This window comes from Streptomyces sp. AC558_RSS880 (assembly GCF_019049255.1).
In the GTDB taxonomy this organism is placed as follows: domain Bacteria; phylum Actinomycetota; class Actinomycetes; order Streptomycetales; family Streptomycetaceae; genus Streptomyces.
Map to the genome: position 1 here is coordinate 151096 of NZ_JAGMUJ010000013.1, position 22663 is coordinate 173758.

27 protein-coding genes and 1 pseudogene are annotated in these 22663 nt (G+C 71.1%); 16 read left to right on the forward strand and 12 right to left on the reverse strand.

What is annotated here, in order from left to right; translation table 11 throughout:
• Positions 1-485: 485 nt before the first annotated feature.
• Positions 486-1097: a response regulator transcription factor gene (locus KUM38_RS05435; protein ID WP_003948568.1), complete on the reverse strand. Its 612-nt coding sequence runs from the start codon at positions 1095-1097 to the stop codon at positions 486-488.
• A gap of 380 nt (positions 1098-1477) precedes the next feature.
• Here KUM38_RS05435 and KUM38_RS05440 point away from each other — a divergent pair, with 380 nt between their 5' ends.
• Positions 1478-1807 carry a WhiB family transcriptional regulator gene (locus KUM38_RS05440; RefSeq protein ID WP_217128126.1) on the forward strand — a complete coding sequence of 110 codons (330 nt, stop codon included), beginning with the start codon at positions 1478-1480 and terminating at the stop codon, positions 1805-1807.
• Between the two features lie 105 nt (positions 1808-1912).
• Here KUM38_RS05440 and KUM38_RS05445 read toward each other — a convergent pair whose 3' ends face one another.
• A complete protein-coding gene (locus KUM38_RS05445; RefSeq protein WP_217128127.1) occupies positions 1913-2809 on the reverse strand; it encodes a LysR family transcriptional regulator in 897 nt (298 codons plus the stop codon).
• An 80-nt stretch (positions 2810-2889) separates the two neighbouring features.
• On the opposite strand from KUM38_RS05445, the gene KUM38_RS05450 reads away from it, so the two are divergent.
• The 4 genes from KUM38_RS05450 (at position 2890) to KUM38_RS05465 (ending at position 5864) form a co-directional block, all read left to right on the forward strand.
• On the forward strand, positions 2890-3570 hold the full coding sequence (locus tag KUM38_RS05450) for an MOSC domain-containing protein (protein ID WP_217128128.1): 681 nt from the start codon (positions 2890-2892) through the stop codon (positions 3568-3570).
• A 61-nt stretch (positions 3571-3631) separates the two neighbouring features.
• The gene (locus tag KUM38_RS05455; RefSeq protein WP_217128129.1) at positions 3632-4405 is read left to right on the forward strand and encodes an SDR family oxidoreductase; all 774 of its coding nucleotides are present in this window, start codon (positions 3632-3634) and stop codon (positions 4403-4405) included.
• Positions 4406-4510: 105 nt separating this feature from the next.
• Positions 4511-5218: an ester cyclase gene (locus tag KUM38_RS05460; RefSeq protein WP_217128130.1), complete on the forward strand. Its 708-nt coding sequence runs from the start codon at positions 4511-4513 to the stop codon at positions 5216-5218.
• 289 nt (positions 5219-5507) lie between these two features.
• Entirely contained in the window at positions 5508-5864 is a 357-nt protein-coding gene (locus tag KUM38_RS05465) for a DUF6281 family protein (RefSeq protein ID WP_254396704.1), read from the forward strand.
• Positions 5865-5909: 45 nt separating this feature from the next.
• On the opposite strand, the gene KUM38_RS05470 is transcribed toward KUM38_RS05465, so the two are convergent.
• The 3 genes from KUM38_RS05470 to KUM38_RS05480 all read right to left on the reverse strand — a co-directional run bounded on the left by KUM38_RS05470 (position 5910) and on the right by KUM38_RS05480 (position 8534).
• Positions 5910-6983, reverse strand: coding sequence for a hypothetical protein (locus tag KUM38_RS05470; RefSeq protein WP_217128132.1), 1074 nt, complete (start codon positions 6981-6983; stop codon positions 5910-5912).
• Between the two features lie 64 nt (positions 6984-7047).
• Complete coding sequence (locus KUM38_RS05475) at positions 7048-8115, reverse strand: right-handed parallel beta-helix repeat-containing protein (RefSeq protein WP_217128133.1); 1068 nt, start codon at positions 8113-8115, stop codon at positions 7048-7050.
• 23 nt (positions 8116-8138) lie between these two features.
• Complete coding sequence (locus KUM38_RS05480) at positions 8139-8534, reverse strand: hypothetical protein (RefSeq protein ID WP_217128134.1); 396 nt, start codon at positions 8532-8534, stop codon at positions 8139-8141.
• A 271-nt stretch (positions 8535-8805) separates the two neighbouring features.
• Between KUM38_RS05480 and KUM38_RS43230 the strand changes: the two genes are divergently transcribed.
• From KUM38_RS43230 to KUM38_RS05495, 3 genes are all read left to right on the forward strand, one after another.
• Entirely contained in the window at positions 8806-9288 is a 483-nt protein-coding gene (locus KUM38_RS43230; protein ID WP_217128135.1) for a DUF3293 domain-containing protein, read from the forward strand.
• Between the two features lie 16 nt (positions 9289-9304).
• A complete protein-coding gene (locus tag KUM38_RS05490) occupies positions 9305-9514 on the forward strand; it encodes a hypothetical protein (RefSeq protein WP_217128136.1) in 210 nt (69 codons plus the stop codon).
• 289 nt (positions 9515-9803) lie between these two features.
• Positions 9804-12506: a tetratricopeptide repeat protein gene (locus KUM38_RS05495; RefSeq protein WP_217128137.1), complete on the forward strand. Its 2703-nt coding sequence runs from the start codon at positions 9804-9806 to the stop codon at positions 12504-12506.
• A 267-nt stretch (positions 12507-12773) separates the two neighbouring features.
• On the opposite strand, the gene KUM38_RS05500 is transcribed toward KUM38_RS05495, so the two are convergent.
• A complete protein-coding gene (locus tag KUM38_RS05500; RefSeq protein WP_217128138.1) occupies positions 12774-13067 on the reverse strand; it encodes a hypothetical protein in 294 nt (97 codons plus the stop codon).
• Positions 13068-13183: 116 nt separating this feature from the next.
• On the opposite strand from KUM38_RS05500, the gene KUM38_RS42830 reads away from it, so the two are divergent.
• Positions 13184-13318, forward strand: coding sequence for a hypothetical protein (locus KUM38_RS42830; protein ID WP_302181168.1), 135 nt, complete (start codon positions 13184-13186; stop codon positions 13316-13318).
• A gap of 70 nt (positions 13319-13388) precedes the next feature.
• On the opposite strand, the gene KUM38_RS05505 is transcribed toward KUM38_RS42830, so the two are convergent.
• From KUM38_RS05505 to KUM38_RS05515, 3 genes are all read right to left on the reverse strand, one after another.
• On the reverse strand, positions 13389-13595 hold the full coding sequence (locus KUM38_RS05505; protein ID WP_217128139.1) for a DUF397 domain-containing protein: 207 nt from the start codon (positions 13593-13595) through the stop codon (positions 13389-13391).
• The gene (locus KUM38_RS05510; RefSeq protein ID WP_217128140.1) at positions 13592-14443 is read right to left on the reverse strand and encodes a helix-turn-helix transcriptional regulator; all 852 of its coding nucleotides are present in this window, start codon (positions 14441-14443) and stop codon (positions 13592-13594) included. The genes KUM38_RS05505 and KUM38_RS05510 overlap by 4 nt, the downstream gene beginning before the upstream one ends.
• Positions 14444-14600: 157 nt before the next feature.
• Entirely contained in the window at positions 14601-15164 is a 564-nt protein-coding gene (locus tag KUM38_RS05515) for a hypothetical protein (protein ID WP_217128141.1), read from the reverse strand.
• Positions 15165-15408: 244 nt separating this feature from the next.
• Between KUM38_RS05515 and KUM38_RS05520 the strand changes: the two genes are divergently transcribed.
• The 4 genes from KUM38_RS05520 (at position 15409) to KUM38_RS05535 (ending at position 18909) form a co-directional block, all read left to right on the forward strand.
• Complete coding sequence (locus KUM38_RS05520; RefSeq protein WP_217128142.1) at positions 15409-16341, forward strand: hypothetical protein; 933 nt, start codon at positions 15409-15411, stop codon at positions 16339-16341.
• A complete protein-coding gene (locus KUM38_RS05525; protein WP_217128248.1) occupies positions 16305-16559 on the forward strand; it encodes a hypothetical protein in 255 nt (84 codons plus the stop codon). Before KUM38_RS05520 ends, KUM38_RS05525 begins: the two co-directional genes overlap by 37 nt.
• Positions 16560-16627: 68 nt before the next feature.
• Positions 16628-17983, forward strand: coding sequence for a VanZ family protein (locus KUM38_RS05530; protein WP_217128143.1), 1356 nt, complete (start codon positions 16628-16630; stop codon positions 17981-17983).
• A gap of 455 nt (positions 17984-18438) precedes the next feature.
• Positions 18439-18909 (forward strand): ATP-binding protein, encoded by a 471-nt coding sequence (locus KUM38_RS05535; RefSeq protein ID WP_217128144.1) that lies wholly within the window; start codon positions 18439-18441, stop codon positions 18907-18909.
• Here the strand turns inward: KUM38_RS05535 and KUM38_RS05540 are convergent.
• Both KUM38_RS05540 and KUM38_RS05545 read right to left on the reverse strand, forming a co-directional pair.
• Positions 18903-19160: a Txe/YoeB family addiction module toxin gene (locus KUM38_RS05540; protein ID WP_217128145.1), complete on the reverse strand. Its 258-nt coding sequence runs from the start codon at positions 19158-19160 to the stop codon at positions 18903-18905. The genes KUM38_RS05535 and KUM38_RS05540 overlap by 7 nt on opposite strands.
• Positions 19157-19435 carry a type II toxin-antitoxin system Phd/YefM family antitoxin gene (locus KUM38_RS05545; protein ID WP_006130733.1) on the reverse strand — a complete coding sequence of 93 codons (279 nt, stop codon included), beginning with the start codon at positions 19433-19435 and terminating at the stop codon, positions 19157-19159. Before KUM38_RS05545 ends, KUM38_RS05540 begins: the two co-directional genes overlap by 4 nt.
• A gap of 191 nt (positions 19436-19626) precedes the next feature.
• On the opposite strand from KUM38_RS05545, the gene KUM38_RS05550 reads away from it, so the two are divergent.
• Positions 19627-20043, forward strand: a complete 417-nt coding sequence (locus KUM38_RS05550; RefSeq protein ID WP_217128146.1) for a DUF1761 domain-containing protein — start codon at positions 19627-19629, stop codon at positions 20041-20043.
• 11 nt (positions 20044-20054) lie between these two features.
• On the opposite strand, the gene KUM38_RS05555 is transcribed toward KUM38_RS05550, so the two are convergent.
• A complete protein-coding gene (locus tag KUM38_RS05555; RefSeq protein WP_217128147.1) occupies positions 20055-21104 on the reverse strand; it encodes a hypothetical protein in 1050 nt (349 codons plus the stop codon).
• Between the two features lie 295 nt (positions 21105-21399).
• Here KUM38_RS05555 and KUM38_RS41580 point away from each other — a divergent pair.
• Positions 21400-21777: pseudogene (locus KUM38_RS41580) on the forward strand (RICIN domain-containing protein); the annotation flags it as partial.
• A 42-nt stretch (positions 21778-21819) separates the two neighbouring features.
• Positions 21820-22620, forward strand: coding sequence for a pectate lyase (locus KUM38_RS41585; RefSeq protein WP_374227040.1), 801 nt, complete (start codon positions 21820-21822; stop codon positions 22618-22620).
• The last annotated feature ends 43 nt before the right edge of the window (positions 22621-22663 follow it).

The following is a 22663-nucleotide window of genomic DNA, read 5'->3' on the forward strand; positions in this document are numbered from 1 at the left end:
CCACACCCCGCACCCCCACCGAGAACACACCGCACAAAGCCACGCCCCGCACCCCCACCAGAAGCGCACCGCGCGGAACCGCAGGCTCCACGTCCGCCGAAACCACGCTCCACCGGGTCGCGGAACCCCGTGGCCGCCGAACTCCGCACCGTCGGCCGGCGAGCTTCGCTCAGGCCCGGTGCGCATGCGACCGATCACGCGGAGGTGTCGCGTCGGCGGTCGCGGCCGGATCCCGGACGGGGACGTCCGCAGGCCCCCGCACATCGGCTGCCGTGTGATGCCGCACACCGGGGCGGACCGGTCCGGGGCGGAACGGGCCCAGGGCCTGCCGTTCGGATCGTGCCGGCCCCGTGGCCCCGGTTCCGCACCAGGCCGCGCAGGCACAGGCACAGGCGCCCGGCGTTGTGCCCCGGGTCCTCGCCGCCGTCCCGCGGTGCAGGGCACGGGGCCCTGCTCGCTACCCGGCGTGATCCCCACGCAAGGCCCTAGCGCACCAGGCCCCACCGGAAACCGAGCGCCACCGCGTGGGCCCGGTCCGACGCGCCGAGCTTCTTGAAGAGCCGCCGCGCGTGCGTCTTGACGGTGTCCTCGGAGAGGAACAGCTCGCGGCCGATCTCGGCGTTGGAGCGGCCGTGGCTCATGCCTTCGAGGACCTGGATCTCCCGCGCGGTGAGCGTGGGCGCCGCACCCATCTCGGCGGAGCGCAGCCGGCGCGGGGCGAGCCGCCAGGTCGGGTCGGCGAGCGCCTGTGTGACCGTCGCCCGCAGCTCCGCGCGGGAGGCGTCCTTGTGCAGATAGCCGCGCGCACCGGCGGCCACCGCGAGCGCCACACCGTCGAGGTCCTCGGCGACCGTGAGCATGATGATGCGCGCTCCGGGGTCGGCGGACAGCAGCCGCCGGACCGTCTCGACGCCGCCCAGACCGGGCATGCGTACGTCCATCAGAATCAGGTCCGAGCGGTCGGCCCCCCAGCGGCGGAGGACTTCCTCGCCGTTGGCAGCCGTCGTCACGCGCTCGACGCCGGGCACGGTCGCAACCGCGCGGCGGAGCGCCTCCCGGGCAAGCGGGGAGTCGTCGCAGACGAGGACGGAAGTCATGGCCGCCCTCCGCAGCTGATGCGCGTCACCTTGAGCCTCCAGGCTGGTACGAAATCGTCACCTGTGCGGTCGACCGTCTCGGGCGCCCGCCCGAGCGCTTGTTCCTTCAACCGCCTCGCACTCTCAACGACGGTCACTCGAAAGAGTTACGGGGCTGTCTGCCACCTTCGGCACTCTACGTGAGGAGACGGACACGGTGCAGATATGCGCGACGTACCCTCGAACTTTCATCACAACCCATGCCCCATTCAGCCCCTTTTCTTCCCTTTTGCTGGTGTCCGGTACTAGATTCGCAATGAGTCATATTTTCATCTCCTTGGATCGTAGTTGTACGGTCGTGGACACCGGATCCGCCCAGAACGGCTACAAGGGGTCACGCAATGGCAGATTTCTCCCGCCTTCCCGGACCGAACGCGGACCTATGGGACTGGCAACTCCTGGCTGCCTGCCGCGGGGTGGACAGCTCGCTCTTCTTCCACCCGGAGGGCGAGCGTGGTGCGGCTCGAAGCGCTCGCGAGAACTCGGCCAAAGAGGTCTGCATGAGGTGCCCGGTGCGCGCCGAGTGCGCCGCACACGCGCTGGCGGTACGCGAGCCGTACGGCGTGTGGGGCGGACTGACCGAGGACGAGCGCGAAGAGCTGATGGGGCGGGCGCGCAACCGCCTGGTGTCGGCGTCGGCCATGGGAGGGCACGCCGCTTCGAACAGCTGAGGGAACGTTTCTTCACGGCACGGGGCACGCGCACGCGACCTCGTTCCGTCACTGGGGGTGACCCATCGGTCCTTACGCACGGTGACCCACGTACCCGGAACCCCCTTACCGGGCGGCCGCTCCGGCCAGCTCCTCCAACGTCGCGGTGACCGCCGGCACCTGGGCGAGGTCCGGGAGGGTGAGCGCGACGATCTCCCGGCGCACGGCGGGTTCCAGCGCCACGGTGCGCACGCCCCTGGGCCGTACCGACTCGATGGCCAGCTGGGGCAGCACCGCCACCCCGAGCCCGGCGCCGACCAGTCCGGCGACGGCCGGATAGTCGTCGGTCGCGAAGTCGATGCGCGGCGTGAAGCCGGCCGTCTCGCACACCTCGACCAACTGGCTCCGGCAGCGCGGGCAGCCGGCGATCCAGGGCTCGTCGGCGAGTTCGCCGATGGCGACCGACTCCGCGCGGGCGAGCCGGTGCCGTTCGGGCACGAGCCCCACCAGCCGGTCCGACAGCAGCGGCCGCACGACGAGGTCGTCCCACTCCTCGGCGCCCGCCGCCCCCTCGTACCGGAAGGCGAGGGCCACGTCGCAGTCGCCCTCGCGCAGCATCTCCACGGAGCGGGGCGGTTCGGCCTCCTCCAGGGAGACCCGGGTGCCGGGGTGGGCGGCGCGCAGGGCGGCGAGGGCCGTGGGGACGAGCGTGGAACTGCCGCTGGGGAAGGAGACGAGCCGGACCCGGCCCGCGCGGAGCCCGGCGATGGCGGCGACCTCCTCCTCGGCGGCGGTCAGTCCGGCGATGATCCCGGCCGCGTGCCGCACCAACGCCTCTCCGGCCTGTGTCAGGCGCATCTCGCGGCCGCTGCGTATGAGCAGGGGCGTGCCGACGGACGCCTCCAGGGCCTTCATCTGCTGACTGACGGCGGGCTGGGTGCAGCCCAGTTCGCGGGCCGCCGCGGAGAAGGAACCGGTGGTGGCCACGGCGCGCAGCACGCGGAGATGACGGGCTTCGATCACCCCTCAAGGATAAGCCGACCTTTGACACGGCGCCGGATAATGCGTCGACGCTTTGATGCCCATCGCCTACCGTGCGACTCATGAAGCTTCTGTCTGTGAACCTGGGGCGACCCAAGGCCGTGCCGTACACGGAGCAGCGCGACGGCGTGACCGGCATCGACAAGCAACCCGTGGACGGACCGGTGCGGGTGGCCGCGCCGGGGGCGAAGGGGACCGGCGCGAGCGGTCTGGCCGGGGACGCCGTGTGCGAGACGCGGCATCACGGCGGGGACGACCAGGCGGTGTACGCCGTGGCCCGCGAGGACCTCGACGAGTGGGAGCGCACGCTGGGGCGCACGCTGACCAACGGGATGTTCGGCGAGAACCTCACCACCGAGGGGATCGACGTGTCCGGCGCCCTGATCGGCGAGCGCTGGGCCGTCGGTCCCGAGGTGGTGCTGGAGGTCACCTCCGGGCGTATCCCCTGCCGCACCTTCCAGGGCCATCTGGGTGAGAAGGGCTGGGTGAAGCGGTTCACCGAGCGGGGCGCGCCGGGCGCGTACTTCCGGGTGATCCGGCCCGGTGAGATACGCGCGGGTGACGCCGTACGGATCATGCACCGGCCGGAGCACGAGGTGACGGTCGCGCTGCAGTTCCGCGCGGTGACGACCGAGCGGACGCTGCTGCCCCGGCTGCTGGCGGCCGGCGGGGCGCTGCATCCGGAGGCGCTGGCGATGGCGCGGACGTACGTGGAGAAGTACGGGGCGGGGCCGACCGCCTGACCGCATGTCCATGGGATGACATGAAGCGGACGACTCCACTCCGGGTAACTACTCTTGCGCCATGACAACGGCTCTGATTACGGGATCGACGGCTGGGATCGGTGCCGCGTTCGCGCGGCGGCTGGCGGCCGACGGACATGATCTGGTGCTGGTCGCCCGCGACACCGGACGGCTGCGCGAACAGGCGACCGAGCTGCACGACCGCCACGGCATCGAGGCGGAGGTGCTGACCGCCGACCTGGCCCAGGACAAGGGCATCGAGGCGGTGGCCGACCGCCTCGGCGACCGCAAGAACCCCGTCGACCTGCTGATCAACAACGCCGGCTTCGGCCACCGGGGCCGTTACCTCGAGGTCCCCATGGCCGACGAGCTGAGGATGCTCAAGGTGCACTGCGAGGCGGTGCTCCGGCTGACGTCGGCGGCGGTGGAGACGATGCGCGAGCGCGGACGCGGAGGCGTCGTGAACGTCGCCTCGACCGCCGCGTTCGTGCCGCGCGGGACCTACGGGGCGTCCAAGGCGTGGGTCGTGCAGTTCACCCAGGGTGCGGCGCAGGACCTGGCGGGCCACGGCGTACGGCTGATGGCGCTGTGCCCCGGGTTCGTGCGCACCGAGTTCCACGCGCGGGCCGGGATGGGCACGGACAACATCCCGAACTGGATGTGGCTGGACGCGGACAAGGTCGCCACGGCGGCGCTCGCGGACCTGGCCCGGGGCAAGACGCTGTCGATCCCGGATCCGCGTTACAAGGCGCTGATGGGGGCGGCGAAGCTGGTCCCGCGCGGGCTGCTGGGCGGGATCTCGTCGCGGACGGGACGGAAGTACGGGCCCCGGTAGCCGTGGTCCGACGGTCGCGCGGTCACGGCGGGACGGACTCCGCTCCCCGGGAGAAAATGGGTGCTGACAGACCGACCCGGACCCAGGGGACCGGAGGCGAGCACCATGACCTTCGTACAGCTCATCGACTGCCGGACCAGCCGGTTCGAGGAGATGGACCGGCTCATGGACCAGTGGGTCGAGCAGACCAGGGGGAAGCGGACGGCGACCCACGCGGTGGTCGGCAAGGACCGCGCGGACACGTCGCACGTCGTCGAGATCGTGGAGTTCCCGTCGTACGAGGAGGCGATGCGGAACTCGAAGCTGCCGGAGACCGACCGGATCTTCCGGGAGATGGTGGCCCTGTGTGACGGTGTGCCGACGTTCACGGACCTGGACGTGGTGCGCGACGCGCAGCTGAACACGGACTCCGCGCGGCGCTTCTTCGAGGTGGTCGCCACCGCGGACGACCTGTCCCCGATGACGGGCCTGATCGAGGAGCACTACCACGACCACGATCCGGCCAACGAGCAGGACGTCATCGGCCTCGACCACTTCCGGCGCGAGATGGACGTGTGGCGCGGCGGCTTCGACTTCGCGTTCCGGATCGAGGACCAGCTCGCGCGAGGGGACCGGGTGTGCACCCGGTGGAGCTGGGAGGGCACCCACAAGGGCGACTTCCTCGGCATCCCGGCGACGGGGAGGAAGGCCGCCATGACGGGCACGACCATCTTCCGCTTCGGCGACAACGGGAAGATCGTCGAGGGCTGGTGGCAGTACGACCGGCTGGGGCTGATGGTGCAGTTGGGGGCGCTGGAGCCGACGGGGTCGTAACGGCGGCCACGCGGTCCGACCGGTCCGGCGGCCACGCGATCCGACCGGTCCGGTCCGGTCCGGGATCCGCGACCACGGCTTCACGAACGAGTCGACCGGCTGCTGCTCGAACGAACACCGCATCCACCCCGTCGTCCTCATGAGGCCGGACGCGTCTTCACATCGGGACGCGTCGGCTCGACCACTCCGGCCTCGCGACGTACACGAACTCGTGCGCGTCCAGGACGATCGCCGGGGAGGAACAATGAATCGGCCGGGACGAACCACGCGCCCACCACTGGTGGCGGCCATGTTGATGCTGGCCGTGGCCTGCACGTCGGAGAGCGGTGGCGACGAAGGAGGCGAGCAGGCGGCATCCTGCGCCTACCGCGTCCTCTACCAGGACCGCACCTACCGGGACGTCGCCGACGTGCGGTTCACGGCAGGGGAGGAGCTCGGTCCCGCCACCCTCCCGCCGTGCGACGACACCGGCGGACGGGATGACGCCGGACAGGCCGGGGAGACGACGACCGCCTACAAGGTGGACGGCGTCCCTTCCGAGGTGGCCGTCGCCGTCGGGAACAGCCCCGACGACACCACCTTCGTGGCCGCCCACTCGGGCGGTGAGCTTCCCCCGGAGGTACGGAAACTGATCGACGGGTCCTGACGCCGACCGCGCCCCGGCCGGGTGGAGCCCTCGGGGGCAGGCCGGTCAGCTCGTCCCGGGCGCCGACCGCGTCCAGCGGTTGAGCGTCTCGCTCTTGTCGTCGTACGTGAGCCAGGTCCCGTCGCCGAGCGGACGTACGTAACTGTCGACGGGGCCCGTCGGGTACGCGACCACCCCGCGTATCCGCAGGGTGTGAGCGTCGAGCAGCCAGTGGCGGGCTTCCTCCGGCTCCTCGTCGGAGTCGACCGTCGAGGCGATGACGGTGTCGGCGTCGACGAAGCCGCAGGCGTAGTCCCAGTAGGTCTCGTCCTCGTCGTCGGCCGACTCGGGCTCCTGCTCGGCGATCACCGTGCCGTCCAGGGCGTGCAGTTGCAGGTCCGTGCCGTAGTGCTCGACCGTCAGGAAGCCCGGGTGTCCCGCGTGGACGTCCGCCAGGATGCGGTCCAGGCCCTCGTTCACGTCCCAGCCGGTCAGCTTCCCACCGTCCCAGCGCGCCCAGTGCAGCAGGATGCCGTCCTGGCCCATGCCGATGCTCAGCCCCATGTGGACACCGTCCGGGTGGGAGAGGTGGTTCGAACCGGCCGCCGCGCTCTCCAGCGGCAGCCGCGCCAACTCCCTTCCGTTACGCGCGTCCAGGACCACCCAGCGCTCTTCCCAGCCGCCCGGCTCCGGTTCTCCCACCACGTGCGCCCACACGAGCCGGCCGTCGTCCGAGATCCGGCAGGAGCCGTGTTCCAGGCCCCGGCACACCTCCTGCTCGTCCCCCGTGTGCGGGTGGCCGAGCTCGGGTCCCCAACAGCCGTGCCGGTACTCCCACAGCGTCTCTCCCCCCTTGCCCATGGCCCGTACCGCGCGCTGCCCCGAGAACACCGCGAACGTGCCGTCCGGGCTCACCGAGTGGACGCCGTGGTCCCACCGGGGCCAGGGAAGAGGGAAGACGGCCGTCGGCGCGCGCTCCCCCGCGAACAACTCCCGGAGGTCGTAGACCTCCAGCTCGTGCCCGTTGCGGAGGAGGGCGCGGCCGGAACCGTCCCCACGGCTTTCGAACGCGAAGCCGTTGACCAGTGCGCCTCCACCCGGCAGCCTCACCGAGTCGCGCAGTTGTGCGGTGATCGACATGGGCCGACGGTAACGGGCCCCACTGACAGCACGGATCGCCCTTCGCGCTGCCGGCGCCGCCCGCCTAGCGCTTGTAGGTGTTGCCGCCCCCGTCCTTGACGGACCTGCAGGTGCGGCCGGTGTCGGAGCCCGAGCGGACGGCCGGCGCCTTCTTGTTGTAGTAGTTCACGGTGTAGGTGTTGCCCGAGAAGGTGTTCCCACCCTTTCCGCAGGTGTTGGCCCTCGGGAACGCCCAGTAGGTGAACATCCCGTGGTTGCCGTTCCCCCTGGTCTTCCCCTTGTGGTCGCGGCCCTTCCTGAAGACGTTCTTCCGGACCTTGTTACCGCTGCTGCCGTCGCTGGCGCGGACCGGGTCACCGGAGATGACCTGGAAGGTGTTCCTCTCCACCAGGTTCCCGTTGCTCCCGGGGGTCTTCTGCGTCTGGTTGAAGGCGAGGTAGACGCCGTGGGTGTTCCCCGGGACCGTCTTGTTCTCGAGGTTGACGAACGAGTTGTTGGTGATCTTGGCCTTCGAGACGTAGTTCAGGTGCACGCCGGCGTAGCCCTTGCCGCCCTTGACCCAGGCGTTGCCGATCTGCTTGAAGGTGATCCGGTTGACCACGAGCCCCTTGACCGGACCGTCCTTCTTGGTCCCCGTGGCCTTGATCCCGCCGTCGCCGTAGCGCTTCACGGTGTACGGCCCCTGGAAGTTCAGCTTGGGGGACTTGGGGCCCACCTTCGTCCAGTACCCGGCCTTGGCCGCCCGCCCGTCGAAGGTGACGGGGCCCGTCCCCGGCTGGGCCTTGACCGTGACCGTACCGTCGGCGATGCCCGGCCCCCACTCCACCCCGGCATCGGTGTAGGTGCCGCCGCGGAGCATGATCGTCGCGTTCCTCGTGTTCCTGGCCGCGAGCACGGCCTGGGCGTCCCGCAGGGACCCGACCGGACTCTGCGCGGTGAGGCCGGCCTTCCCCGCCGCCCGCAGGAGCGACTTCCCCGAGAGCCCGGCGAACGACGTCCCACCGGAGCCCACGTAGACGGTGACGTCCTCGCCCCCGGCGACCGGCGCGGCCAGCGCCCCCGGCCCGCTCGGAACCACGATCACCACGGCCGCCGCCAGGCACGGCAGCCCCATGCCCAGGTGCTTGCGCATGGATGTTCCCTCCCCTTCGATGGTCATGTGAGGCACGGGCGGGAAGTCCGTTCCCGCCGCTCGTGCGACAGGAACACTGCTCGGGTCCGCGCCGCCACGGCAAGCACTTCACGGTGTCCGGGACTGTCCCGGACAGCCCCGGACACCCGTGCCGGGTCACGACCGGGCTCCGCCGCACCCACCGGGCGGACGTGGCCGCGCACCCCCTCCTGATCGACCGCCCGTGCCTGCGAGGGCCGGTCCGCGCCGCGGTGGAAGGCGAGGTCGCAGGACTCGTCGAGCCACTGGTCGAAGATCCCGTCGGTTCCCGGCCGGCCCAGGCCGCTCGACCCGGCCGTGCGGAACAGTTCCCGCGCGGCGGCGAGGTCGACGATCGGCAGGCCGGCGCGGTTTCGCGGTGTTTCGGAGGGTGTGGGCACCTCGGGTGGCCTCCCGGAGCCGAAGGATCCCGGTGGCGCGCTGCCGCACCCCGGTGATCCGTGCCTCCCACGCACCTCACGCGGGTCGGCCGTCACACGACCGGACGGGAAGCCGACACCCGCGCCGATCTTCCGCAATGCCTTCACAGCCCTCTTGCTCCAGGGCTCGGATCATGAAATCTTGCGGCCGACGCCTCCATGATCCCGTGGGGGCGGGCACCGATCTCCCTGCACGAGGTGTAAGGGGGTCTTCGTTCCACAGGAGGCCCTTGTGCACGCCATCGACGCACCCGGCACGCCCCGTGACTGGGATCTCTACCGGACGGCAGTCGTCGACATCCGGTTCGGGGACCGGGCCGTGCGGGTCGAACCGCGCCCTCGGGGCACGGCGGAGGGTTTCTTCCCGGTACCGGACGGCAGCGGCGCCACCATCCATGTGATCACCGCCTGGAACCCCTACGGCCGTACCGCGTCGGACGACGCCAACGCCCGCGCCCAGCGCGTACTGCTCGACGGGATCCGTCACCGTGGTCTCACCTCGTGGCCCGCGGTGGGGGGCGACGTGCGCGGCACGCATCGGGAGGAGAGCGTCGCCGTCCTCGGCCTGAGCGATGCGGCGGCGCGTGACCTCGGGCGTCGCTTCGGCCAGGACGCGGTGTTCGCCTGGACCCCCGATGCCTGGCGGGTCCTGGCGTGCGGAAGCGGTGCCGTGGCGGTGAGCGGGTGGGTGGCGTCCGGACGAGCGTCGGTGTAGGCACAGGAGCAGAGCGATGGGCATGTATCCCATGCGGACCCCGGACCACTGTCCCCGCTGCGGCAGGCGCCTCGTCGATCCGCCGGCCGAGCGGGTCGCGGTCGACGGCTTCCCGGCCGAGGTGACCTACGCGACGGACCCGGTGTGCGGTGCGCGCTGGCACGTGTGGGACAGGACGTCCCCGCTGCGCCGCCTGGCCCGCCCTCATGTGGACGGCACGGGATGACGCCACCATGCCGTCGGGGCGACCCGATCCTGCTTCTTCCCGGCTGTCCTTCTCGAGCGGCTTCTCGCGTGCTGCCGCGGTCTTCAGCGGGCACGACGTGCGCCCGCCGCACTGCAGGACCTGTGAGGACCTGCGGCTCAGCGGGACCGGATCTGATTCATGAGGACGGCTGATCCGCCACCGGGTGGGAGCGCGGGCCCGGTGGCACGCGCCCCCGCCCACCGCTGTGCACGGGCTCGTGATCGTGGCATCATCGGCTCGCGCCACGTTGGCTTTTCGGGGGAATTCCATGGCGGATCAAGTCAGTTCACGTCGCTCGCCGTACTGGGCCACCGGCGCCCTCTGCGGCACCGTGGCCGCGCTGGGCGCGACCGGTGACATCATCTTCGACCTCTTCGACGGGTCGACCGCCGTCGCCGTGGGAAGCGGAACGGCGGTGCTGATCGGTGGCCTCACCTGGTATCACGCGGCGCGCACCCGGCCCGCGACGGTCACCCAACCGGTCGCACGCGGTGTGCCACGGCACGAACTGCCGCCCACCGCCCCCTGGGTGGGCCGCCGGACGCTGCTCGACGGCCTGCTCGCCATGCTCCGGGACGTTCCGGCACCGACGGGCGGGGCCCTGTCCGTCGACCTCTCGCACAGCCAGTCGAAGATCGTCGCCGTCCACGGGGCACCCGGCACGGGAAAGACGACGCTCGCCCTCAACGCGGCGCACCGGGTGAAGGACGAATACCCCGACGGCCAGTTGCACCTCGCGCTGCGGGGTGACGGCGACGAGCCCATGACGAGTGCGGACGCCCTGAAGGAGCTCCTGCTGAGGCTCGATGTCGCGCGCGAGGACATCCCCGCCCGCGTCGCGGACCGGGCCGCGCGCCTGCGGTCGCTGACCAACGACCTCCGACTGCTGATCATGCTCGACAACGCGCACAACGCCGAACAGGTGCGCCCCCTGCTGCCGGTGGGGGCGGGGTGCGCGGTGCTGATCACCAGCCGCAGGGCGCTTTCCGTCGGAGACGTGGCCCGTCCCCCCGTGCACGTGTCCCTCCCGAACGAGGACGACGCGCTGAGTGTCCTCGCGCACTGGGCCGGCGAGGACCGCATCGCCGCCGATCTCGCCGCCGCCCTCCGGATCACGCGGTTCTGCGGCCGGCTTCCCCTGGCCCTGCGCATCGTCGGCTCGAAGCTCAGGAACCGCCCTGACCTGAGTCTGACCCAGATGCGGGACCGCCTCGAGGACGAGCGGGACCGGCTGCGGGAGCTCTCCCATGCCGACGGGAGCCTGGAGGCCTGTCTGGGCTTCAGCCACCGGGAGCTGGAGGAGCCCACGCGGGTGGCCTTCGGTCTGATCGCCTCGTTACCGGTCGGGCGGCTCACCGACTGGCACTTCGCGTCCGTCCTGGGGGCCCGGGGAACGGCGGTCGCGGCCTGCGACGAGCTGGTCGAGGTCAGCCTGATGGAGGCCCGGGGCGACGACGGAGCGGACCCCGGCTATCGCCTCCACGACCTGATCCGGGTCTACGCGGCCGAGCAGTACGACCGGCTGCCGTCGGACGACCAGCGGCACTTGGAGGCCCGCCTGGTGCGGGCGTTCCGCGACGCCGTCGTCCACCTCGCCGCACAGCGTGCCCCGGAGCTCGCGACGGAGGTGTCCGCGGAGCGGGTCGGCGGCCTGGACCGGTTGTCGGCCGCCGCCTGGGTCTCGGGCGAGCAGAAGCGGCTGGAGTGGGCCATCGGCCGGGGCCGGAGTCTCGGCATGGACGCGGAGGCGGCCGAGATCGGCGAGGCGCTGTCGTACTTCCTCAACGACATCACCCTGCCGTCCGGTGCCGCGGACTGGCTGTTCAGCGCGCCGTCCGGGACCAGGCCGCGGGTGCGGCGCAGTCTGCGGCGGGCCCGCGCGACGGTGGCGCTGGCCGAGGGCTCGCCGGACACGGCACTGGCGCTGCTGGTGGCCGGCGGCACGGAGGCCGGGGAGACGCCGGACGCGATGGAGCAGGCCAGGGACGAGATGGTCGTCGCCGCCGCACACGCGGCGAAGCACGACTTCCGGGACGCCCTGCGGCACATGACCGGGGCGGTGGACCGGCTGCGGACGACCGGTGACTCCTGGCACGTCCTGAACTCCCTGGAGAAACTGGGTGAGTTCCAGAGGTGGCGGGGAAAGCCGGAACTCGCGGAGCGGAGCCAGCGGGAGGCACTGCGGCTGGCCGAGCAGGCCGGTGACCTCCGGGCGCGCGCCCGGCTGCGGCGGACCCTCGCGGAAACCCTCGGCTACCTGCGTCGGCCGGAGGAGGCGGCGCCACTGCTGGAATCGGCGATCCACGACTTCCGGATGCTGAACGACCGCAGATGGGAGGGGGCCGGTCTCTACGCCCTCGGCAAGATCTACCGTCTCCTCGGCCGCCGTGCCGAAGCGCTCGACTGCTACCGGCGGGCGGAGGAGATCTTCGGGCCGATGGGCGAACGGCACTGGGTGGGGCGGGTCGCCAACGCCAGGATCCGCGTCCTGGCGGGCATGGGCGACCTGGACGCGGCCGGCGAGACGGCCGGGACGGCTCTCGGGATCTTCCAGCAGGTCGGCGATGAGATGTGGGTCGCCCACACCCAGCGGGACGTCGGCTGGCTGCACCTGAAGGAAGGCAGGCCCACGGAGGCCCTCGGACCGCTGAGCCACGCCATCGAGGTGACCGAACGCGCCGGTGACACCTACGCCAACGCCATGGCCCGTCATCTGCGCGGGATCGCCCACCGCGACCTCGGCCACTACGCGGAGGCACACGCCGACTTCGACGCCGCCCTCGATGCCTACCGGTCGGGGGACTACGCGTGGAACGAGGCGGCCGTGGTCCACGACGTCGTCCGTGCCCTGCGGGCGGAGGGCCGGCCCGACGAGGCCGACGCCCTGGAAACCGGCACCGCCGCGGCCAACCCGTTCTTCACCGGGATGCACGGACGGAACGGTGCCGAGGCCGTCCCGGACGAGGACTGACGGCCCTCCGTCGTCCCGGGGAGCCGCTCGGGTCCGGGTGCCCCTGCCGTCCCGCGGCGGACGGTCGTCCAGTCGTTCCTCAACGGCCGCCGCACGGGTCGCCGCCCGCGGGCACCGGCTCGGTGTCGGCCGCCAGGCAAGAGGAGTACACCCGTGGCGGTGTGGGCCGCGGCTCCGGTTCCGATTCCGGCGCGGCGCCCACGGCGATGATCGCCCCGGCACCGACGCAGGCCAGTGCTGCCATCGCGGCGAGCCGTCCACCGCGGCTCACCGGTCGCCACGCAAGTGGTCGCGGAGCTCTTCGGTGCAGTCGTCCCCGGTGCCGACCCTGACTCGGGAGAAGGCCAGCACTCCGTCCCCCTCGTCTTCCTTCTCGGCCTCGGCCAGCTGCGCCTCGATGTCCGCGACGTACTCGGCGCACTCGGCGCTGACGGGCCTCTCGGGCCGCGGGTCCGGTGCCGAGGAGGCGTTCAGTCCGGCGGTGGCGACGAGGCCGGCCGCGCACAGCACCACCCACGCGGCAACCCACGTGCGGCGGCTCGTCCGTATCGGCTCGGGCATCCAGGCATCCTACGAGCACTGCGGCGGGCTGTCGCCGCAGCGCGGCCTCCCCATCGATCCGGTCTGCGTGAGGTGCTGCCCTGGGTGCATCAGTGGTACGGGGAGTACGACGAGGAGTGGGAGGCAACCCCGCGGAGGAGTTCCAGGCCGCCCTCGACACCGGCCGCGCGGAGCGCGAACTGTCCGAGGCGGATCCCGTCAACTGGCGTCCGGAGAAGAAGGCAGGCGGGCGGCGCAAGAAAAGCGCGTGAGCGTCACCCCCCGGACATGAGTGAGGGGCGGTGGGGAGCACAAACGGCTTCCCACCGCCCCTCGTTCGTCTCAGACGCCTGCGGCCATCCGTACGAACGCCGTCCACTGGGCGGACGGCACATCGAGGATCGCCGTGTCCGGGCGCTTGGAGTCGCGGATCAGTACGGCCGTACCGGCGTCCGCGACCTCGACGCAGTCACCGCCATCGCCCGCGCTGTAGCTGCTCTTGAACCAGTGCAGGTCACCGACGGCAGGCTCGGGGCTGCTTGCCTTCATAGCTCTCCCAACAACTTCTCGATGAAGATCAGCGAATCTCTGGGAGTCAGCGCCTGTGCCGCGAGGACTCTGTACGTCGCCTCCAGCGAGCTGACCTTCTTGGGCTCCGTGTGCAGGGCGCTCATTCCCTGCACCTCCACATAGGCCATCCTGCGCTGATCGGCGAGATGGATCAATGTGAACGGGCCTGCCAAACCTGCGTGTTCATCACGCCCGGTCGGCATGACCTGGATCTCGATGTTCCGCTCGTGACCGTAGAGCAGGAGTTGTTCCAGCTGACTACGCAGGGCCTCCGGTCCACCGAGAGGACGACGCAACACATGCTCATCGATCACAAAGCTGAGCAGAGGAGCCGGACGCCGTGCGAAGAACTTCTTCCGCTCCATACGAGCTGCCACACGCTGCTCCACGGTCTCCTCATCGAGCAGAGGCCGCCACATGCGGAAGACCGCTCGTGCGTACTCCTCGGTCTGCAGGAGCCCCTTCACCACATGGTTCGAGTAGGCGTGCAGTTCGACCGCCTGCGCCTCCAGCTCCGCGTACCGCCGGAAGAACCCCGGATACCGGGCCTTCGCCACCTCCCCCTTCATGGCCACCAGCACCCCCCGCGCCCCCACCTCCCGGTCCACCGCGTCCACCAGCTCCGGCCGGGGAATCCGCCGCCCCTGCTCCACCGCCGCGATCTGAGCCTCGCCGTACCCGACCCGCTCGCCCAACTGCGCCTGGGTCAGCCCCGTAGCCTCCCGCATCAGCTTCATCTGGCGGCCGAAGCAGCGCAGGAACTCCCCGCCGGAATCGGCGCCCGCACCGGCCTCCACGCCCGCACCCGAGTCCGCTCCCGACTCCATCGCACCCGCCCCCTCAGCACATCCGTCCACCGGTCATCCGTGCTCGCACCGTAGGACGACCCCATGTCAACCACGCCGGAAGCGACACAAGTTGCGCCGTACGGGTGAACACCTGCACGGGAGCCGATGTGACCCGGCCTCAGCTCGCCGAACAGGACTACGGCCGCACCGGTTTCCACTCCCGGCCGTCCTGGTCCCACCGCCACAGGGTGACCTCCGCATCGCCCGTCACCCAGGCCTCCCAGGACTTCCGGGATCCGTCCCAGGAGATCCCCACCCGTTGGCTCCCGAAGTGCTCGAACGTCACGCCCAAGAGCGCCTGCACGGCTTCCGCCGTCTCGGCCGGATCGCGCGGCAGCCTGATCCTGATGTTCGTGTCGCTCACCTGCAGCACGTAATTGAAGTTCGGGTCACCGACCAGCGAAGCGGTTTCCTCCCGCCTCCTGCGGAACAGGTCGACCACCTTCTTCGGGGCCTGCGCCGACAGGAAGTCACCGACCTTGCCCCCCAGGGCTCCCGTGACCGCTTGCAGGAACGGTACGAGCGCCAGAGTCACCGTGACGGAGACGATGTCGATACCTCCCCCGCCCGACTCCGTCCCTCCGCCATCACTGCCCGTGCCATGCATGGAGAAGTGCTCGATTTTCGCCGAAACGAGCTCTGGGTTGACGACGGCGATGCGATCCCAGTCGGACCCGGCTACGTACACCCTGGTTCCCATGGGGCGAAGCCTCACCAGCGCGTGAACGACGGGCAAGGGCGCACAGAAGCACGCCGGCGAGAGGGGCACCCTCGCGAGAGCTTTCTTCACCCAACGCATCCATGCGTACACGCTGAGTGCTGTACCGTCACCTCGACATCACGTCTTCCGCGTGCCACGCCGGGCACGGAACGAAGGCGGCCCCCGCGCCGGTTGCAGCCGTCCGCGAGGGCCTGGACCACCAGTGGAAGTAAGGGCTCCCACCGTGATTTACCGGCACCATATCGCGCCCCCGCGCGCCTTCACGCAGTTCTCCCACGACCTCATCCGGCACCCCCGGCTGTCCTCCGACGCCGTGCGGCTGCTGACCTGGCAGCTCTCGCTCCCCGACGGGGCGCGCGAGCCCTTGTCGCGCACCGCCGAGCGCGCCCGCATCGGCGCGTGCGCCTTCACGCGGGCCAAGCGGCAGCTCAAGGAGGAGGGGTTCGTGCACGAGCGGCGGCTCCAGGGGCCCGGCGGTCACTGGATCACCCAACAGCTCGTCTCCAACGTGCCGTTGAGCGACGCCGAGGCCGCCAAGATCCTCGCCCGGATGCCCGTACCCGTACCCGACGCCCCCGTGTCGCCCCAGCTCGTACCGAGTGCCCGCGTTCCGGCCGCCGGTGCTCCGACCCCTTGGCCCGCCGACGGTCATCCAAAGAAAGACCCCGGGGAAAACACCTCCCACCGTCCCGCCGAACCGGAGCGGGAGCCGGAGCCCGCCCCGGAGGCAACCGAGACCCCCGAAGCCGCCCGCGCCCTCGTCGCCGCCCTCCCCCACCTCTCCCCGGACCTCCGCCGCATCCCCCGAGGCATGCACGACGAACTGGCCCGGCTCATCTCCCGCTGGCTCGCGGCGGGCCACACCCCCACCACCGTCCGCACCCACATCCTGCGCGGCCTCCCCGACGACGGCACCCCCGTCCACCGCCCCGGCGGCCTCCTGCGCTACCTGCTCCGCGACGTGCCGCCCGCGCCCACCCCGACCAGCAGCGTCCCAGCCGCCGAACAGCCCACCCCCGCACGCCCGTCCAGCCGCCTCGCCGCCCTCCGAGAATGCGAGGGCGACCACGTACAGGCGACCCTCTTCCGGCCGACCGGCGACGAAACCCTCTGCCGACGATGCCTCACCCCACCACCGGCCGGTGCACGGGTCTGACGGAGCCAGGAACGGACCCGGACAGCGGCAGCACCATCTCCGCCAGGCTCGGCTACAGCATGAGCGGCACCACCAAGTACGCCAGCGCCGTCAGCATCGCCGCGGGCCAGAACAAGCAGAAGAGCTGGACAGTCTCGGGCGACAAGGCCTGCCTGAACAGCGTCGGTCTGCTCTCCTACAGCGGTGGGTCGTACCAGACGCCGGCCGCCCACTGCTGAGCATCGCCATGAGACGCCGGCGCTCCGAATACGGTGGGGCGCCGGCGCCCACGACGTGAAAGACGAACATGTTTGCAGCCATATTCGACGGCCACTACGGTTTTCTGGCCGCCCTCACCTTCGTCGGCCTCGCTATGGGCGGCCTGGCATGGTGGACAGCGACCAGGAAGGGGAACCCCCACGGTCTGTGGTGGTTAGCCCTGACAGCTACCGTGACCGGTGTCATCGGTGTCACCTCCTTCGGGGGAGGCCAGGCGAGCAGACAGTGCGTCATCAACCATGACCTCGCCGAGCCGTTCCATACGGCTCAAGGCCTGCTGAACCTGGCCATGTTCGTGCCCGTCGGCTGCTTCGCCCTGCTGGCCCTGCGCCGGCCGGTGCCGGCGTTCCTCGGCACGGCGGTGCTTCCCTGCCTGATCGAGCTCTCCCAGGCCACAGTCCCGTTCGTTGCCCGGGGCTGTGACAGTGCCGATGTCGAGATGAACCTCCTGGGCGGCCTGATCGGGCTGCTGACCGCAGGAGCCTTCCTGGCCCGGCAGCGCCGACTCGACTGGAGCGGCTGGGCCAAACCTGCCGCCGTCGCCGGTCTCGCCGTCGCCATCGCCGGGACCGTGGTCTTCCGCACCCTGGTGAGCTCGGTCCATTACGACGGCACCGGCCTCAGCGCACCGGGGGAAGACCAGCACGAGGCCGTGACCCAGGCCGTCCAGCGAGCCTTCGGTGACCGTTTTCCCGTCACGAACGTCTACGTCCAGCCCTGTCTCGACGTCCAATGCACCAATCTCATCTTCAATGTCGGCGGCGACGGCACGGGCACCCTGGAGTGGCCCGATCAACGGCACCTGAACATCCTGCTCGAAGCCAGCAGCGAGCCCGGCGCCAACAGCTTCCCCGTCGCGACTGCCACAGCTCCGCAAGACAAGGACGACGCTTACCGGACCGCCGAGACCTACATGCGCGGCCACTACAGCTGGGCTGCAGGAGCCACTCTGCACCGAACCGAACCCGTCGGAGAGGATGCCGAGTTCGGGTGGATCACCAGCTGGCGTTTCATGGACAACGACATCCTCATGCCACGCATGCTCGACGTCCAGGTCAACCGTGCCGGACGCATCTCGCAGATCGACGTCACCATGGGCCCCACCGAACTCGACCTCCCCGACCCAAAGATCAGCAAGGGGCAGGCCGAGCAACTGGTCTTGGGCCACCTCCGGGAGGAAGCCGAAGCCAGCGGGAACCCGCCCTCTGATGTCACCGTCGACGCGTTCACCCTCAAGGCGAACGACCGGGGTCACGGATGGCGGCCCGAGTGGATCGTGAACAGCCGGCCTCCCCACGAGGAGGGCACCGAATCCGTCACCACGACCAACTGGGTGGATGCTCTCGACGGCACCGTACACATCAGCGCCTACCCTCCCCTGTGACAACCCGTCCGCGAGCCTGGCCTTGCGCGAACTGCGGAGTGGCACAACCGTCGAGCGGGTTCCCGCCCGCGTCCGCGAGCTGCTGCGGATCGACGTGTACGAGGTCACAGACGACAACGGGGTGCGCCCACTACCGGGTAAGGGACCTCATCCCCCCTTACAGTCACCCGCCGACAGGGCCGTAGAAGCTGGGGGCTCCACAGGGACAAGAAGAAAGGGGCAGCGGCCGTTGGACGGCGGATGCCCCTTCAATTCCACGATCAGGTCAGCGCGATTCTGCTCGGCACGGCCCGCTTGACCGCACGTACGGCTACAGCGGGCGGCCGTCGGGGCGGGGTGGGCCGACGAACACCCACCCCGACAAGCCCGGCACCCTCCCCCGCCACCCCGACAGACGACTGCCGTGGGGGCATCGCAGCTGGTGGGCGGGGGTGCGGGCGCGGAATCTTCGGGGCATGACCACTTCCCCTCGTACGGAGCGGCGGTCCGCGCTGCCGCTTCCCCTCGCCGGTCAGCCGGTGTTCTCGTTCCGCTTCACCCCGTCCCCGCGCGGCGCCCGGCTCGCCCGTCGGCTCGCCTCCTGCCAGATGGACGCCTGGGGCTGGCGGTACGGCACCCCGGCGCACGACTCCGTCGAACTGATCGCGGCCGAGCTGGCCGCCAACGCCGTGACCCACGGCCGGGTCCCCGGCCGGGACGCCGAGTTGCGGCTCAGCAGGGAGGACGGCGGGCGCGTACGCATCGAGGTCAGCGACGCGCGGGGCGAGCGGCTGCCCGAGGCCCGGGACGCCGGACCCGGTGAGGACGGCGGGCGGGGACTCCTCCTCGTCGCCGCCCTGGCCGAGGAGTGGGGAACGGCCCCGCGCCCCGGCGCCCCGGGCAAGACCGTCTGGGCGGTGGTGGCCACCGCGCCGGTCCGTCAGTAGTGGTACCGGGCCTTGATGATCACGACTTCCTTCTCGGTGGCCCGGTAGACGAGTCGGTGTTCGTCGTCGATCCGGCGTGACCAGTAGCCCGACAGGTCGCCCTTCAGCGGCTCCGGTTTGCCGATGCCGGTGAAGGGGTCGCGCTGGATCTCGCCGATCAGGCGGACGAGCTTGCGGAACAGCGTCTTGTCGGCGGCCTGCCAGTACAGGAGGTCCTCCCACCCGGTGGGACGGAACCGCACGTCCCTCACTCGCCGTCCTCCGCCAGGGCCTCCAGCTCCGCCATGCTCCTGGTGATCACCGGGGTGTCGGCGGCCTTGTCCGCGGCGACGGCCGCCATGAGGTGGGCGGCGTTGGCCGGCGAACGCAGCAGGTAGACGGTCTCCTGCCAGGAACGGAAGTCGTCGGCCGACATCAGTACGGCGTTGCCGCCCCTGGAAGTGATCTCCACCGGCTCATGGTCGTCGTTGACCTGCTGGATCAGCGGAAAAAGCCTGGCCCGAGCCTCGCTGGCGGTGATGGACACAACCCCTCCTCCAACTGAACTGGTACAGGGAAACCGTACCAGTTCGATGGTACAGGGATCCGGTACGAGTCGCATGGCCCACCGGCAGGAAGGGCTCCCCGTGGGGAAGCGGACACACCCTGTCCTGTACGTCCCCGAGACTCGTGCCCTCCGCGGCCACAGGGGCCGCTCGTTCCGCAAGGAGTCCGCGCGTGTTCTCCGTTCTCGCCGACATCAACTGGGCGGCCGTCGCCGTCGCGGCCGTCGCCTCGGTCCTGCTGGCCGGTGTGTGGTTCGCGGTCGTGATCGCCAAGCCGTACGCCGTGGCCCTCGGCCGCGAGGGCGCGCCGGCGCCCGCGCAGACGGCGGTGACCATGGCGGGGCCGCCGGTGTGTCTCCTCGTCACCGTCCTGACCAGCGCCGTGCTCGTCGAGGCGCTCGACATCACGGGCATGGGGGACGCCGTGGTCTTCGGGCTCCTCGTCGGCGTCGGTTATCTGAGCGCGATGACCTTCCAGATCGCCATCAACCCCAACTTCCCGCGCCCGCTGTACTACGGCGTCCTCAACGCGCCGTTCTTCGTGCTCACGAGTGTGCTCAGCAGCGTCGTCCTGGTCGCGATGCGCTGAGTCCCCGCCGGCTAGTCACCGCCTCCTCCGCCGCCTCCCCCGTCACCACCGCCGCCGTCGCCGCTTCCGCCCCCGTCGCCGCCCTCCCCGCCGTCGCTGCCCCAGCCGTCGCCGCCGCCGCGTTCGTTGTCGTCGCGGCCGGTGCCGAGGTTGCTGAACCAAGGGAGGTCCCAGGCGCCGGCTTCCGCCTCTTCCCGGGAGCGGGGGCGGAACCTGGCCAGGCCCGTCGTGTCCCCGAGGCCGAAGGAGACGGCGACCGCGTGGGCCATCACGGCGTCCAGGGGGTCGGGGCTCTCGTGGTACACGGTGGCCAGCGGCAGCAGCACCGTCCCGGGTACGGGGTCCGGTCGGCGTGGCGGACGGGTCAGCAGGGCGACCCGCCGGTCGCCGCGCAGCAGCCACGAGCTCTCCGCGTTCTCGCGCCGCAGCGTCCAGTGCCGGTCGGGCAGGCGTATCTCCACGCTGCTCCTGGACTTGCGGAACTTCTTCTGGAGGACGAGCCGGGCCCTGGTGTCACCGACGGTCATGACCAGGCCGCTGCCCGGGACGGTGGAGTCGCCGAGGAAGCCGTACGGTGCCCTGAGCCGTACGGCGGGGGCGTGCGGGCCCCAGACGTCCACGCGGACCAGGCGCCGGTCCACGGCGACGGCGACCGGTCCGGCGGGGCCGGGCGCGTGGCGCCGCGCGATCCACAGCGGTACGCCCTCCGCACGCGCCCGCGCGGCGAGCGCGGCCACCTGGTCCGCCCCGCCGCACCCGCGGACCGCCCACTCGCCCAGGGCGCGGGCGAAGTCGGCGGCCCGGCGCACCTTCAGAGGCGTGGTCGTGCCGGTCACGCGGGTGACCGGCACGATGCCGGGGCCCGGCGCCAGCGAGGCCAGGGGGCGTTCCGTGCCGCCGCCGCCGAGCCAACACCCCCGAAGGTACGCCTCGGCCATGGCGCCGAGGTTCAGCTCGGCCGGCGGTGTCGTCCGGCCGCCTCTGCGCAGCCCGCCTTCGGTGAGTTCCACGGTCCGCGCCAACGGGTTCCGGGACCGTTCCCCGTAGAGCACCTGGCTCATCGCCTCCCCCTCCTGCCCGCCGGCTTCCCGGCCGGCACCGCGGTCCCACCCTCACACACCGGATGCCCGTCGAAAAACATCGCCGCCGCGCGGCAACCCCTCGCCGTGCGGCGGCGACCACAGGGCGGTGGACAACGAGGGCCATCGCACATCGAACGAAAGCCGTGACATGCGCAGTACTGGTAACACCGCCCCGCGCACGGGGCACCGGAGAAAGAACGGCCGGCGCCGTACCGTCCTGATCGGTGCTCTCACCACATCGCTCGTGGGCGGCGCCGTGGTCGGCGGCGTGCTGATGTCGGCGTCCGCGGCGGAACCGGGCGCGGGTACCTACCGCCTGGTGAACGCGGCGAGCGACACCTGTCTGGAGGTCCCGTCGGGAAGCACGGGCGCCGGGGTGCAGCTGGCCCTGGCGGACTGCGACGGGGGCGCGGACCAGAGCTGGGAACTGGCCGACTCCGGTGACGGTTTCACCGTGACGTCGTCCGCCACCGGCCTGTGCGCGGGCGTCAAGGGCGACTCGGTCTCCGCCGGGAAGGCCGTGCAGCAGCAGGACTGCGGCGAGGGCTCCTCCCAGGTCTGGAAGGTGAGTGCCGTCGGTGACGCCTACCGCCTGGTCAACGCGCACAGCGAGAAGTGCCTGAACCCCAAGGGCGGTCTGCTGCAGCAGAACTCCTGCGACAACGCCGCCGGCAAGACCTGGACCCTGCAGGAGGTGAACGGCTCGACGCCCCCGGCGGCGACCCCCACCGCGGCCCCCACGGCGAGCGCCCCCGCCTCTCCCTCTCCCTCCGCTGACGACGAGCCGGCCGGTGACACCGCGTTCGCCTCCTGGCCCACCGCCACCGACGAGCAGCCCGTCTCCTCGACCATCGAGGTGAAGGGCGTGTACGACGGTTCCCTGAAGCGCTTCCACGGCTCGGGCGACCTCGGCGGCAGCGGCCAGGACGAGGGCCAGGACCCGATGTTCAAGCTCGCCGACGGCGCGACGCTGAAGAACGTGATCCTGGGTTCGCCCGCCGCCGACGGCGTGCACTGCTCGGGCAGCTGCACCCTGATCAACGTGTGGTGGGAGGACGTCGGCGAGGACGCCGCCAGCTTCAAGGGCAAGTCCGCCTCGGCGGCCTACGTCGTCGACGGCGGCGGTGCCCGCAAGGCCGACGACAAGGTCTTCCAGCACAACGGCGCCGGCACCCTGACCGTCAAGAACTTCCAGGTGTCCGACTTCGGCAAGCTCTACCGCTCGTGCGGCAACTGCGGGACCCAGTACCAGCGCCACGTCGTGATCGACAACGTCCTGGTCACGAGCCCCGGCAAGGTCATCACCGGGGTCAACGCCAACTACGGTGACACCGCGACCCTCTCGGACGTGACGATCGTCGGCGACAGCAAGAAGAAGATCATCGTCTGCGAGCGCTTCGAGGGCAACGACAGCGGGGACGAGCCGACCGCGCTCGGCAGCGGCCCCGACGGCACGTCCTGCGTCTACGAGACCTCCGAGGTCACGTACGAGTAGGGCACACCGCACAGGGCGAGGGCCCGGCACCGCTGAACAGCAG